A 13,620-nucleotide genomic window follows, 5' to 3' on the forward strand; every position below is an offset into this window, starting at 1 on the left:
GTAAGAAATTTCAAGGAAGTGCGGGGGTGCAACTTCCTTGAAGTCTTTTCAGACAGGTAATATTCGTATATTTTTACTTAATTTCTCTTGTAGGACAGCTTCGATCGCAAAAAGTGTGCCTGTTGAGCTACTCGCACAACCACTGCACGCGCCAAGATAACGGATGTAAACATCGCTCATACCATCACCACCCTCTTTAATGTCAAGGATTTCGAGGTTACCGCCATCCATGACCAGCATCGGACGAATGTTTTCGTCGATCACCGCTTCAATTTGTTGGAATTTTTTAACCACGGTCAGATCATCAAAGTTCACGGTATTGCTACCTTCGATTTTTGAATCAGAGATCGCAAGCAGATGATCATGGTCCATCTCAGCTCTCGTGTCTCTTAGAATGTCAACAAGGTAATGCTCACGTGCCTCATGTCCACCAGGCTTGATACAGGATTTACAAAACGCACCTGCTTTGGTGTAGTTGGTGATCTCTTCAATGGTTTTGAGGTTGTTGATCTTGATGACCTCTTTGATCGTTCCAAGACTCACACGCGCACATTCACACACGATAACGTCGTCTTCAAAGGAAGCGGCATCCACGCCTTTATACGAAGCTGCTGCTGCTTTAATAACATCGTATGCCATAACAGAACAGTGCATTTTTTGAGGCGGAACCGCTGGAACATCGGGTGTATCGCGCATCGCTTTTTCAACGTCAATATTGGTAATTTTGACCGCTTCAGAAACCGTTTTGCCTTTACAAAGCTCTGCCATGGTATCGGAACTTGCGATCGCTGTACCGCAGCCAAAACTTTTAAATTTAGCTTGTTTAATCACTTCTGTTGCTTCATCAACGATCCAGTAAAGTCTGACGGCGTCGCCACAGCTCTCTGCGCCAAAGTCCGCAATAATGAGCTTTCCGCCCTCATTTTTTGCATCATCTTCCGTCAACTCACCCATATTTTGGGGATGGTTCATCAAATCTTGTACTTTTTGGCTGTATTCTTCCCAGATGGAACCGCCAATTAAACTATTTTTTGCCATTTTTTTATCCTTTATAATTCTTTACATGTAAACGTAAAAGCACCAAAGGTGCGCGGGCGCTCTGCCAAAGAGAACCCAGTGTTAACGTAGCTTTTAAAGCTTTGCTTTAAAAGCGTGTCTAGATCGCTTATAACTTACTAACGTGCCACTCTGGCGCGTACGCATACGTGCTTGAAATGGCACGAAGTCTGATCACCGCTTTTTGAATCACATCAATCGCAAAATCAATCTCTTCTTCTGTGGTGAACCGTGAAAGCGAAAGACGAAGTGCCGTGTGGGCTAAATCAGCTTCGGCGCCAATCGCTTCCATAACAGGGTTTGACTCTAACGCTTCACTTGCGCAGGCACTTCCGGTACTCGCACCGATGCCACTTTGGTTGAGATCCCACAGCATCGCTTCGCCTTCAATGCCTTTTACACTGACCAAAATGGTATTAGGAACTCTCTGTTCTTTCGTTCCAATAACCATCATTTCAGGGATTTCCAAAAGAGCATCTTCTAGTTTGTCACGAAGACGTCTTACATTGCTTTTTTCAAAATCAAGCGCTTCCACAGCCAGTTCCATTGCTCTACCCATACCTACGATGCTTGCAACATTAAGGGTTCCACTGCGACGTCCACCCATATGCTCACCACCATGAAAAAACGGTGACAAGGGTTGTCCATTGCGGATGTAAAGCGCACCAATCCCTTTAGGACCGTGGAATTTATGTGCTGAGAAACTGAGAAAATCCACATAGACTTTTTTGACATCGACAGGAACTTTACCAATGGCTTGAACGGCATCGGTATGAAAAAGGACACCTCTTTCTTTGCAAATTGCACCGATTTCTTCAATAGGGAAAAGCATACCGGTTTCGTTATTCGCCCACATGATGGAAACAAGCGCTGTTGTATCCGTAATAGCATTTTTAAGATCTTCTACATCAATGACACCATCGCTATTGACAGGAAGATACGTCACTTTAACACCTAAGCTTTCTAAAAATTTACACGAAGCCCCAACCGCAGGATGCTCAACTTCACTGGTAATAATGTGATCTTTGTCGCCATTTAAAATGTAGTCATTATAGATACTTTTAATCACCCAGTTATTACTCTCAGTCGCACAGGACGTAATGACAATGTCATCCTCATCGCTAGCGTTAATGCCCGCATAAAGTTGATCCATCGCTTTGCGAAGTGCGGGGTGGCTCTCACTGCCAAATTCATGCAAAGAATTTGGATTGCCATACATTTGGCAAAAATAAGGAACCATCTCTGCAAACACTTTAGGGTCAACGATGGTTGTCGCGTTATTATCTAAATAGACTCTCATTGGCTTCACTCTCCGTTTCTATATAGGATAAAGTTTATCCTAATTAATTTTTGAATACTAGTATTTTCTATATTAAAAAATACTAAAGAAATTTAGGCAATAATCTGTTTTAACTCAGCAACGGTTGCTTCAAACTCAAAAACCTCTTCGGGCGCTTGCTGTAAAAAGCCATTCATCTTCTCTTTTTTATTGATCGCCATATCGAGTTCTTTATCGTTGCCCTTTTCGTATGCACCGATGCGGACGAGAACTTCGTTCTCTTTCAAAATGGAATTGAGCCGTTTAAAACGCATCGCCGCTTTTTTATGCTCGGCATCGATGACATCCCCCATAACCCTTGAAGCACTGTTTTGAATGCTAATGGGAGGATAAATACCATAATCGGTAAGCTCACGACTCAGCACGATGTGACCATCCAAAATACTCCGAGACTGATCGGCAATCGGATCGCTTAGATCATCACCTTCAACAAGTACCGTAAAGAACGCTGTAATCGAGCCTTTGCCCTCTTCTTTTCCCGCTCGCTCCATGAGTTGAGGCAAAAGAGCCAAAACAGAAGGCGGGTAGCCTTTAGAGGTGGGTGGCTCACCCAAAGACAGACCAATTTCACGTTGTGCCATTGCAAAACGTGTCACAGAATCCATCATAAACAGAACATCGCGTCCTTGGTCTTTAAAATACTCGGCAATGCTCATCGCTGAAAAGGCACCGTATTTGCGCATCAAAGGCGAATCATCGCTGGTTGCAACCACAATTACAGTATTTTCAAGGTTACCGCCTAAGTTTTTTTCAATAAACTCAGGCACCTCACGTCCACGTTCCCCTATGAGCGCTACGACTTTAATGGAAGCTTCAGCCCCTTTAACGATCATGCCCATCAGCGTGGACTTACCCACACCACTTCCTGCGAAAATGCCCATTTTCTGACCTTTGCCACAGGTTAAAAGTCCATCAATGGTCTTGACACCGACACGAAATGGCTCGTTAATAAGCCCTCGTTTCATCGGATCAAGTGGCGCTTTCATGATCGGTGCTTGTGAACTTGCACCTATCGTTCCTTTGCCATCTTTGGGGCGAATAAACGGATCAACCACGCGTCCAAGAAGCTCTTCGCCCACAGGAATCATCATGCCCTGCTCGCTGATAAACACTTTATCGCCTGTTTTGAAGCCTTCAATAAAACCAAAAGGAGAGATAAAAAAGGAGTTGCGATCCACTTCCGTGATCATGCCAAGCTCACTTTTATGACCATCCAAAGAGACGATTTTGACAATATCGCCAATACTGGGTCTTAGTCCACACGCCTCAATGGTCGTGGAGCTGATTTTGGTGATCGTGCCAAACATGGGAGAGAGGCTTTTACCGTTAAGTTGTTTTTTGAGGCGTTCGAGTGGCATTAGTAGCGATTAGCCTGTGGTGCATTAATGATGTCAAAAAACTCTTTTCGCGTATCTGCTTTGAGAAAAAGTCCTCGAAGGGCTGATGTAGTGGTGTTGGAGTGTGTTTTTTCAACGCCTCGCATTTCCATGCACATATGGCGCGCTTGAATGACAACACCCACGCCTTTAGGAGCAATGACATCATCAATCGCTTTAGCGATCTGTTCAGTGAGTTGTTCTTGAATTTGAAGACGACGGGCAAAAATGTCAACCATACGAGGAATTTTAGAAAGTCCAACGACTTTTCCATTCGGAATGTAGGCAACATGCGCGCGTCCAATAATCGGTAAAAGGTGATGTTCACACATCGAATAAAATTCTATATCTTTAATCAGTACCATTTGGTTATTATCGCTCTCAAAAAGTGCCTCACCTAAAACTTCATTGGGACTTTGATGATAGCCTTGTGTCATATGTTCATACGCTTTAAACACACGTGTTGGTGTCTTTAAAAGCCCCTCACGCTCGGTATTTTCACCGATGATTTCTAACATCGTTTTAACGGCTTGTTCGAACTCTTCTCTTCGTTGCATTGTGATTCACTTCTGTTAAAATTAAGACGAGATATTTTATCTGCTTTTTGCTTTTTAATGGATAAAAAGCGACTTAAAAGCAAATTTTTGCTATATTTGAGCAAAATTTTATATCGAAAAGGGATTTTATGCAAATTAAAGTTAACCGTACTAATAGTGCTAATGCTGCAGTTGAAGCGACTATTTCACCTGCACTTTTACAAAAGAAAGAAGAGAAGATGATTGCATCGGCTGCTTCAAATATGAAAGTGGATGGGTTTAGAAAAGGAAAGGTTCCTGCACACATCGTTAAAGCACGTTACGGCAAACAACTTAAAGAAGACGCACAAACCGAAGTTCTCAGAGAACTTTACACGAAAGCTTTGGCTGAACTTGATGTTAAAGCAGACCTTGTTGTTGGAGAGCCAAGTTTCTCAAAATTTGAAGAGAAAGAGGGCGGGTTAGAACTTGTGATGAAACTTTCATTTAAACCAACCGTAGTTGTTGAAGGCTACAAAGAGTGCGTACCTGAATACAAAGCGCCAAAAGTAACGAAAAAAGAGATCAGTGAGCGACTTGAGAAAACGTTAGCACTGGTTGCTGAGCTTAAAACCGTTGAAGAAAAACGTGCTGTTAAATCAGGCGACTTTGTTGTGATCGATTTTGAAGGTTTTGTCGATGGTGTCGCGTTTGAAGGTGGAAAAGCGGAGAGCTATACCCTTGAAATCGGAAGTGGATCATTTATCCCAGGTTTTGAAGATGGCATTATCGGACTCAAAGTCAGTAGCAAAAGCAAAGATATTGCAGTAACGTTCCCAGAGACTTACGGAAACAAAGACCTTGCAGGTAAACCAACGGTGTTTAAAGTCACCATTAAAGAGATCAAAGTCAAAGATGTTCCTGAAACACCAAGTGAAGAGATGATCAAAAAATTACTTCCAGGGGTTGAAACTCCAACGTTAGCCGTACTTGAAGAGCAAATTGAGACCGAAATCCGCAATGAAAAACTTGCAAAACTTTTCAACGATGAAGTCAAACCTAAATTTGTTGAAAATATTTTAGAAAAACTCGCTCTTGACTTACCAGAAAACATCGTTGACCAAGAGATTGATCTTCAAATGCGTGGCGTGTTTGGAAAGCTCAGTGAAGACGAAATCAAAGAATATGCAGGCAATCCTGAGAAAATCAAAGAAAAACGAGAAGAGTTTAGAACAGAGTCAGAAAAAAGTGTTAAACTTACCTTTATTGTTGACGAACTAGCCAAACAAGAAGGGATTAATGTCAGTGACCAAGAAGTCCTTCAAATGATCTACTTTGAAGCGATGCAACAAGGTGCAAATCCAAAAGAGTACCTAGAGTATTATGAGAAACAAGGTGTTCTTCCAGCGATTAAAATGTCCATCATTGAAGAGAGACTCTTCACAAAGCTTTTTACTAAAGGTAAATAATGAGCTATTATGTTCCAGTCGTTATCGAAAAAACGGGTCGAGGGGAAAGAAGTTATGACATCTATTCTCGCCTTTTAAAAGATCGTATCATCATGCTTAGCGGTGAGATTAATGATGTTGTTGCTTCTTCCATTGTTGCACAGCTACTTTTCCTTGAAGCGGAAGATCCTGAAAAAGACATCTATCTTTACATCAACTCTCCGGGTGGTGTTATTACCAGTGGTTTTAGCATCTATGACACGATGAATTATGTCAGACCCGATATCAGCACTATTTGTATCGGTCAAGCGGCATCCATGGGAGCATTTTTACTTAGCTCTGGCGCCAAAGGTAAACGTTACGCGCTTCCAAATGCACGCATTATGATTCACCAACCCTTAGGTGGTGCTCAAGGACAAGCAACCGACATTGAGATTCAAGCGAAAGAAATTTTGAGAATGAAACAAGTGCTCAATGAAATTTTGGCAAAAAACTGTTCACAAAAACTCCCTAAAATCATCAAAGATACAGAGAGAGACTTTTTCATGAGTGCGGAAGAGTCAAGTGCATACGGTTTAATTGATAAAGTATTAGATAAAAGTTTTAAATAACATAAAGAAGGCAAACAATGGTTCGTTTTAACAAAGAAAAAGGGAAGACGGGTGTTTATAATATCGATGTCAAGGATGATTCGATTGAGCAAGCTCCACCCCCCGCCCATTCCTAAAGAGCCTATTGTTCCTCAAGCTTCTAATGTGGAGCTTGAAAAATTTGCCGCGTTGGTACTCAAGGTGTTGGGAGATGAAAATATCCCTCCCACCCCTACCAATTTTCAGATCTATTTTGACAAACTTTTAGAGAGTAAACCCGTTGCGTTTAGAAAACGCATTAATGACTTTTTGGATCTAGAAAATACAAACAATGATGAAAATCATGCACGCATTGAGCGCGAAGTGAAAGAGGGTTTTGCGCAGATTAAAAACATTATGCAAGTGGTTTCTACGGTCTATCGCAACCTTAATGTCATGCAAGAGATTATCAAAAAACGCTCAACCCAGCTAGAGATAAACTCTAACCCACTTTCGATTCAAAATATTATCTCAACGCTGAGTGAAGATCTTAATAAAATGTTTGCGTTGACCACCAAGCAAATTGATCTTTTAAAAGATTATTACCAAAAAACAACAACGATCCTGCAAGAGGTCGATAACCAATCTATTTTTGATGTCAAATACGGTGTTTACAATCGCAGATACCTGCTTAAATCGCTCCAAGATGAGATCAAATTGATTAAAAATTATGCGCATTCAAGCTCTTTGGTGTTAGCGCGCGTTAAAGAAGATACGTTGGAGAAGATTGTCAATAAAAAAGACAAAGACACCGTTGTGCGCAACATTGCTAAATTGCTTCTGAAAACGTCTCGCAGAAGCGATATTGTAGCGCATTTTGGCGATGGCATTTTTGCGATGATTCTCAAACATACTGATATTACGAGTGCGAAAAAAGCGTGCGATCGTATCAGTGAACTGGTCTATCAAACCAGCTTTTTTGTGGGAACAGGCGAAGTTGAAACAGACATCGAGCTTTCCATCGTTGCCCTCGATACCGAGCATAATTCCGAGGAGTTTATTTCTGCAACGCTTGAAGAACTCCCGCACACAGGTAAAAAATTTGTTCCTTACATTGTGTGCACGCCTTCCCTCCCAAGCGAGGAGCTATGATTAGAGAGATTCTTGTTTATCCCAATAAGCTTTTAAGAGAGACCTCCAAAGAGGTGACGCATTTTGATGTGCATTTGCACACGCTTTTACACGATATGTACGAAACAATGGTTGCCAAAGAGGGTATTGGGCTTGCGGCGATTCAAGTGGGTGTGCCTTTGAACGTACTCATCATCAATCTTGTCGATGAAGAAGGGTACCAAACAGCTGAAACTCTCTATGAAATGATCAATCCCGTCATTCTTGAAAAAGATGGTATTACGATTTATCAAGAGGGATGTTTAAGTGTCCCTGGATATTACGATGAAATCGAGCGTGCTGCGCATATTAAAGTTGTTTATTGTGATCGAGATGGCAACCGATGCGAAGAAGAGTTTACCGATCTGATGGCAATTGCCGTACAACACGAGATGGACCACCTCAAAGGTCGTCTTTTTATCGAAAAACTCTCTTATTTAAAACGTAAAAAATTTGACAAAGAGTGGAAAAAAAAGCAAAAAGCGGGTAAATAATCGTGGAAGAAGCTGTTGCACTCTCCAAGGTCAAACATGCAAAGTGCGCCACGCTATTTGGGAACAAAGCTTATGAGGTTGATGTAGAATCAACCCTTGTTCGAGCCCTTCCTGGATTTAATATTGTCGGCCTTACCGATGTTTCCATCCAAGAGTCACGCGAGCGCGTAAAATCAGCCCTTTCGAGCATCGATTTCCAATTTCCTTCCCAAAAGATTACGATTAATCTCTCCCCTTCTGATCTTAAAAAAGAGGGAAGCCACTTTGATTTGGTCACGGCCCTGCTTATTGCCATTCAAAAAGAACGCTTTACATGTAAAGATTTTTTCATCTTCGGAGAGCTAGGACTTGATGGCAAAATCAAGAAAACAAACTCCATGTTTCCGATTATCCTTTCCTTAGCTTCGCACACACCTAACCTTCGCGTCTTGGTTCCCAATGAACTCCTCGCCAAAGTGCACCAAATCCCTAATATTGAGGCATTTGGTGTTGAAACCCTGCGTGATGCCCTGCTTTTTTTCAAAGAAAAACGCTTTGAGACTGAAGTGCCTACTCCACACCAAAATTTTTGCGAGAATGCTTTGGACATTGAAAATAAACGCTACTTTTACAGCACGCAGTTTCCACTCGATTTTAGCGATGTTTTAGGACAACACCGTGCCAAACGCGCCATGCTCATCGCCGCAGCGGGCATGCACAACCTTCTCATGGAAGGAAGCCCGGGATGCGGCAAAAGTATGAGCATCAAACGCCTTCGCTACATTTTACCCCCTCAAAGCATCGAAGAAATTTTAGAGTCAAACGCCTATCAATCACTCCAAGAAGAGGACGTGGAGCTAAGCCCCTTGCGCCCTTTTAGGTCGCCACATCACACCTCTTCGCGTCCTTCCATCTTTGGTGGTGGAAGCACCCAAAGCCGCGCAGGTGAAATCGCGCTCGCTCACAATGGCATTTTGTTTTTTGACGAATTTCCCAACTTTTCCAAAACCGTTTTGGAGAGCCTTCGAGAACCTTTAGAAGATCATCGCGTCCTCATCTCTCGGGTCAATACCAAAGTAAGTTACGCGACCAAATTTCTGTTTGCCGCGGCTCAAAATCCTTGCCCATGTGGCAATCTTTTTAGCCAAACACACGAGTGTCGTTGTTCTGAAGTCGAGATCAATCGCTATAAAAACCGCATCTCTGAACCCATTATGGATAGAATCGATCTGTACATTCAGATGAGCGAAGAGAGTTCTAAAGAGCAAGGTCTCAGCTCAAAAGAGATGTTTGAACAGGTGCTAAAAGCCTTTGTCATGCAAAAAAGTCGTGGGCAAAATGAGCTCAATGGCAAACTAGATGAGCACAACACGATGCGTTTTTGCACCCTCGAAGCAAAAGCAAATGAGAGTTTAGAAATGGCACAAAGTCGCTTAGGGCTGAGTCAGCGAAGTATCCACAAAGTGCTTCGCATTGCGCGCTCCATCGCCGATTTGGCACAGAGTGAATTGATCTTACAAGAGCATCTTTTAGAAGCTTTGAGCTTCCGTAAGCGTTAGGAGAAACCGATGCAGTACGTCTATGAAGAAACAAACCGTTTAGATGAGCGTTGTTATAAAAATTTTGATTTAACTCCTGAAATTTTGATGGAACATGCAGGGCTTGCGCTCGCTCGCGCTGTGAAAAAAAAGCTTACATGTAAAAAGAGTGCGCTCTTTGTCTGTGGCATGGGGAACAATGGAGCGGATGGCATTGTTGCGGCACGGTTGCTTCATGGCATGTATCATGTGAGCCTTTATCTCCCCTATGAGCTTAAATCTGAGCTTGCCAAACGCCAACTAGAACGTGCCAAAAAAGTGGGTGTTGTCGTGGTCAATGAACTCGTCGATGCTGATATCTACATCGATGCACTCTTTGGCGCGGGGCTCAATCGTCCTTTAGATGATCTTACATGTAAACTGCTCGAAACACTCAACGCGAAGCAAGGCTACAAAATTGCCTGCGACATTCCCAGTGGCATTTTGAATGATTTAACGCTGAGTCCTGTCATTTTCAAAGCCAATGAAACCGTGACGATGGGCGCTTTGAAGCTAGCTCTTTTGAATGACACGGTTAAAGACGCCATAGGTGATATCAAAGTCGCCAATCTGGGCATCGCGCGAAATCAGTATGAAACACCTAGCTCCAACTTTCTGCTTCGTAAAAGCGATCTCAAACTCCCACTTCGCATCAAAAAAAACAGCAACAAAGGCACTTTTGGACACGTTGCCATTGTGCAAGGCGCCAAAGAGGGCGCGGCACGACTTGCAGGAATGGGCGCATTTCATTTTGGCGCTGGGCTTGTGACACTTCTTGGCGAAAAGCCAAAAAAATTGCCTATTTATCTGATGCACAGCGATACACTGCCCAAAAATGCCAATGTGATTGTCGCAGGCATGGGGCTTGAAATGCCATTTGATGATGCAGCGCTTAAAACGCTTTTGCTCTCCAACACACTACCCCTAGTTATCGATGCTTCATTATCACATCATCCGCTGATAAACGACATCATCGCATCCAAAAAACCCGTCGTTTTAACCCCACACCCCAAAGAATTTAGCGCGATTTTAGAGCTTACATGTAAAGAAAAAATCAGTGTCGAAATGATCCAAGCTAACCGCTTTAAACACGCCAAACATTTCAGCCTTGCCTTTCCCCATGTCGTACTCGTTCTCAAAGGTGCAAACACCATCATCGCGCACAAGGGCGAGCTTTTCATCAACACCTATGGCACGCCTTCCCTTGCCAAAGGCGGCAGTGGCGATGTCATGTCTGGCATGATAGGAGCACTTTTAGCCCAAGGCTACACCCCAAAAGATGCGGCAATCAGTGCCTCTTTGGCGCATGCACTCGTCTCACGTAAGTTTACATGTAATAATTTTGCGCTCACCCCGATGGATATTTGTAAAGGTCTTAAATGGTTATAAAGAAAATTGCTATTTTATTCAGTGGAGAAGGAAGTAATTTGGAAAAATTGCTCGCGTGCCTTCACAATCAAGTATTTGAACACTGTAAAATCAAAGTTGCAATCGCCATTTGCAACCGCCCCAACGCCGCAGGAATCGAAAAGTCACGCAGTTACGGCATAGAACCTCTCATCATCGATCATGCGCGCTATGAGAGCCGTGAAGCCTTTGATGAAGCCCTTGTCGAGGCTATCCATCACAGTGGTGCCGAACTGACCGTGCTGGCTGGCTTTATGCGTTTTCTCACCCCGTATTTCACACAACAGGTTAAAGCGATCAATTTACATCCCTCACTCCTTCCACTTTTTAAGGGAGGCAATGCTATAAAAGAGAGCTTTGATTCACCGATGAAGGTCGCTGGCATCAGCGTTCACTACGTCAGTGAAGAGCTCGATGGTGGTGAAATCATCGCGCAACGCTGTTTTGAGAAAAGTGAAGGCATGAGCTTAGAAGATTTTGAAGCTAAAATCCACACACTTGAACACGAACTCCTTCCCGAAACCGTGAAAAATTTACTCAATAGGAACTAAAATGAACGACATTCTTAAAGTTGGAAATATCGAATTTGCAAGCCGTTTGATCGTCGGAAGCGGTAAATACCCTGACTTTCAAACCACCAAAGATGCAACACTTGCCAGTGGCTCAAAACTCATCACCGTCGCAGTACGTCGTGTCAACATTACCAATCCGAACGAAGAAAATCTCATGGACTACTTCAAAGGGACTGACATTAAACTGCTCCCAAACTCCGCAGGCTGCACCACGGCAGAAGATGCCATTACGCTTTTCAGAATGGTGAGAGAAGCAACAGGGCTTGATCTGATCAAACTCGAAGTTATCGGCGATACCGCAAAAACCCTCTACCCCGATGTCATGGAAACCCTTAAAGCGTGTGAAGTTTTGGCACGAGATGGTTTTACCATCATGACCTACACCAATGATGACCCGATTATGGCAAAGCGTCTTGAGAACGCTGGAAGTGCCGCAGTGATGCCTTTGGCTTCTCCGATTGGCAGTGGGCTAGGCATTCAAAATCGTTACAACGTTCTGTTTATTAAAGAAGCGGTCAATATTCCTGTTATCGTTGATGCAGGTATCGGCTGTGCGAGTGACGCGGCGATTGCGATGGAAATAGGTGCCGATGGCGTACTAACCAACACGGCGATTGCGCAAGCGAAGAACCCTATTGTGATGGCTGAAGCGATGAAATATGCTGTCCTTGCGGGACGTGCGAGTTACCTTGCGGGAAGAATCGCCAAAAAGCCTTTTGCCACCGCAAGTTCACCCACAGAAGGACTGATCGAATTCCAGCCAAAAGCTTAAAAAACTTTTCCTTGACAAAAGGCTGGATTTTGGCTAGAATTTCAGCCTTAAAAAGACCATCTTAGGTTTTTTTAAATGTCGGGGCGTAGCGCAGTCTGGTCAGCGCACCTGGTTTGGGACCAGGGGGTCGAAGGTTCGAATCCTTTCGCCCCGACCATGTCATAATTTTAAAATGATGGTGGGTGTAGCTCAGTCGGTTAGAGCATCAGGTTGTGGTTCTGAGGGTCGTGGGTTCGATCCCCATCACTCACCCCATTGTTTAGAGCGGTTTATGCGCTCGTAGCTCAATTGGATAGAGCAACGGACTTCGGATCCGTAGGTTGTAGGTTCGACTCCTTTCGAGCGCACCACCTAAACCGAGAAGATGCGCTCTTAGCTCAGCTGGATAGAGCAACGCCCTTCTAAGGCGTAGGTCACACGTTCGAATCGTGTAGGGCGTACCACCCTTAAGACGAAGCTTCAGCTTCGCAAAATTTACTACTGTTGTGTGCGGATATGGTGAAATTGGTAGACACGCCAGACTTAGGATCTGGTGCCGCAAGGCATGGGAGTTCGAGTCTCTTTATCCGCACCATCCCTATTTTAGGGACTTTCAAACAAATTATAATCCTCAAACTTTTTACTAGGTGACGAAATAGGTGACGGTAGATTACTAAGATAATTAAATATTTTAGGCATTCTAACATTCAATATCTCTATTTTTTGAGAGGAAGAAGATCTTTACGAAACAAAATAACAGGTTTCCCTTCTTTGGCGAATGGAATTTTACCATCTCGAATTAACATACGAATATACGATTCTTTTCGCCCTGTAAACTCTGCCGCCTCTTTTGGCGCAAATTTTTGACGATTAGCGTACTTATCAAGCTTTTGCTCTAAAAAAACTTGTTTGACTGCATTTTTAATTAGATTTGCAAGATCTGATTTAGTGATTACAACTAGTTCTTCGATCATGCGATCTCCTTTTGCGCTTTAGCGAGTTCGAAGAATTTATCTTTTTCTTGGAAAAGATAGTTCCACATTTCAAAGCTCTCTTCTTTTTGCATAAACTTTTGAGTATGAAAATCATAAATCAAGTCATTTTTGAAACAAAAACCTTGATGCTCTTTAATATAATTAAATTTATTTGGATATGGTAATTTAAACTCAAAATTCGGGAATAATCTAAGAAGCTCTTTTTTAAAAGTTTTAAAATCAACTTTCTCAAGAGAGAGGTTAAATGAAGATTCATAATGATGGTTAATTGATGGTTCATATACTTGTCTACACGGTAGACTAGCCTTGTCTACGTCATGGACTACCCCTAGTGTCAAACGAAGTGCTAAACTGGTCAGTAGAAAATGTAAT

The 13,620-nt window shown here is 42.8% G+C and carries 14 protein-coding genes and 5 tRNA genes; 13 read left to right on the forward strand and 6 right to left on the reverse strand.

The genetic code is table 11. The features are described from left to right. Window positions 1–48: 48 nt before the first annotated feature. From SMUL_RS14905 to folE, 4 genes are all read right to left on the reverse strand, one after another. Complete coding sequence (locus SMUL_RS14905; protein WP_025346055.1) at window positions 49–1,038, reverse strand: iron-sulfur cluster assembly scaffold protein NifU; 990 nt, start codon at window positions 1,036–1,038, stop codon at window positions 49–51. Window positions 1,039–1,165: 127 nt separating this feature from the next. Then, window positions 1,166–2,356, reverse strand: coding sequence for a NifS family cysteine desulfurase (locus SMUL_RS14910; RefSeq protein ID WP_025346056.1), 1,191 nt, complete (start codon window positions 2,354–2,356; stop codon window positions 1,166–1,168). Between the two features lie 92 nt (window positions 2,357–2,448). After that, a complete protein-coding gene (gene fliI / locus SMUL_RS14915; protein ID WP_025346057.1) occupies window positions 2,449–3,753 on the reverse strand; it encodes a flagellar protein export ATPase FliI in 1,305 nt (434 codons plus the stop codon). Next, window positions 3,753–4,328: a GTP cyclohydrolase I FolE gene (gene folE, locus SMUL_RS14920; protein WP_025346058.1), complete on the reverse strand. Its 576-nt coding sequence runs from the start codon at window positions 4,326–4,328 to the stop codon at window positions 3,753–3,755. Before folE ends, fliI begins: the two co-directional genes overlap by 1 nt. A gap of 128 nt (window positions 4,329–4,456) precedes the next feature. On the opposite strand from folE, the gene tig reads away from it, so the two are divergent. The 13 genes from tig to SMUL_RS14985 all read left to right on the forward strand — a co-directional run bounded on the left by tig (window position 4,457) and on the right by SMUL_RS14985 (window position 12,848). Beyond that, the gene (gene tig / locus SMUL_RS14925) at window positions 4,457–5,755 is read left to right on the forward strand and encodes a trigger factor (protein WP_025346059.1); all 1,299 of its coding nucleotides are present in this window, start codon (window positions 4,457–4,459) and stop codon (window positions 5,753–5,755) included. Then, window positions 5,755–6,345, forward strand: a complete 591-nt coding sequence (gene clpP, locus SMUL_RS14930) for an ATP-dependent Clp endopeptidase proteolytic subunit ClpP (RefSeq protein WP_025346060.1) — start codon at window positions 5,755–5,757, stop codon at window positions 6,343–6,345. Before tig ends, clpP begins: the two co-directional genes overlap by 1 nt. Window positions 6,346–6,429: 84 nt before the next feature. Continuing rightward, window positions 6,430–7,455 (forward strand): GGDEF domain-containing protein, encoded by a 1,026-nt coding sequence (locus SMUL_RS14935; protein ID WP_025346061.1) that lies wholly within the window; start codon window positions 6,430–6,432, stop codon window positions 7,453–7,455. Next, complete coding sequence (def, locus tag SMUL_RS14940) at window positions 7,452–7,967, forward strand: peptide deformylase (RefSeq protein WP_025346062.1); 516 nt, start codon at window positions 7,452–7,454, stop codon at window positions 7,965–7,967. Before SMUL_RS14935 ends, def begins: the two co-directional genes overlap by 4 nt. A 2-nt stretch (window positions 7,968–7,969) precedes the next feature. Further along, on the forward strand, window positions 7,970–9,505 hold the full coding sequence (locus SMUL_RS14945; protein WP_025346063.1) for a YifB family Mg chelatase-like AAA ATPase: 1,536 nt from the start codon (window positions 7,970–7,972) through the stop codon (window positions 9,503–9,505). Window positions 9,506–9,514: 9 nt separating this feature from the next. Continuing rightward, complete coding sequence (locus SMUL_RS14950) at window positions 9,515–10,912, forward strand: bifunctional ADP-dependent NAD(P)H-hydrate dehydratase/NAD(P)H-hydrate epimerase (protein ID WP_025346064.1); 1,398 nt, start codon at window positions 9,515–9,517, stop codon at window positions 10,910–10,912. Then, entirely contained in the window at window positions 10,903–11,481 is a 579-nt protein-coding gene (gene purN, locus SMUL_RS14955; protein ID WP_025346065.1) for a phosphoribosylglycinamide formyltransferase, read from the forward strand. Before SMUL_RS14950 ends, purN begins: the two co-directional genes overlap by 10 nt. 1 nt (window position 11,482) lies before the next feature. Next, the gene (locus tag SMUL_RS14960) at window positions 11,483–12,274 is read left to right on the forward strand and encodes a thiazole synthase (RefSeq protein ID WP_025346066.1); all 792 of its coding nucleotides are present in this window, start codon (window positions 11,483–11,485) and stop codon (window positions 12,272–12,274) included. 79 nt (window positions 12,275–12,353) lie between these two features. Then, a tRNA-Pro gene (locus SMUL_RS14965) sits at window positions 12,354–12,431 on the forward strand. A gap of 21 nt (window positions 12,432–12,452) precedes the next feature. After that, window positions 12,453–12,529, forward strand: a tRNA-His gene (locus SMUL_RS14970). An 18-nt stretch (window positions 12,530–12,547) separates the two neighbouring features. Further along, window positions 12,548–12,624 (forward strand) — tRNA-Arg (locus SMUL_RS14975). Window positions 12,625–12,640: 16 nt separating this feature from the next. Beyond that, a tRNA-Arg gene (locus tag SMUL_RS14980) sits at window positions 12,641–12,717 on the forward strand. Window positions 12,718–12,763: 46 nt separating this feature from the next. Continuing rightward, window positions 12,764–12,848, forward strand: a tRNA-Leu gene (locus SMUL_RS14985). A gap of 121 nt (window positions 12,849–12,969) precedes the next feature. Here SMUL_RS14985 and SMUL_RS14990 read toward each other — a convergent pair. Both SMUL_RS14990 and SMUL_RS14995 read right to left on the reverse strand, forming a co-directional pair. After that, window positions 12,970–13,227 (reverse strand): helix-turn-helix domain-containing protein, encoded by a 258-nt coding sequence (locus SMUL_RS14990; protein WP_025346067.1) that lies wholly within the window; start codon window positions 13,225–13,227, stop codon window positions 12,970–12,972. Then, window positions 13,224–13,586 carry a hypothetical protein gene (locus SMUL_RS14995; protein WP_025346068.1) on the reverse strand — a complete coding sequence of 121 codons (363 nt, stop codon included), beginning with the start codon at window positions 13,584–13,586 and terminating at the stop codon, window positions 13,224–13,226. Before SMUL_RS14995 ends, SMUL_RS14990 begins: the two co-directional genes overlap by 4 nt. Window positions 13,587–13,620 lie beyond the last annotated feature (34 nt).

This window comes from Sulfurospirillum multivorans DSM 12446 (assembly GCF_000568815.1).
GTDB classification, from domain to species: Bacteria; Campylobacterota; Campylobacteria; order Campylobacterales; family Sulfurospirillaceae; genus Sulfurospirillum; species Sulfurospirillum multivorans.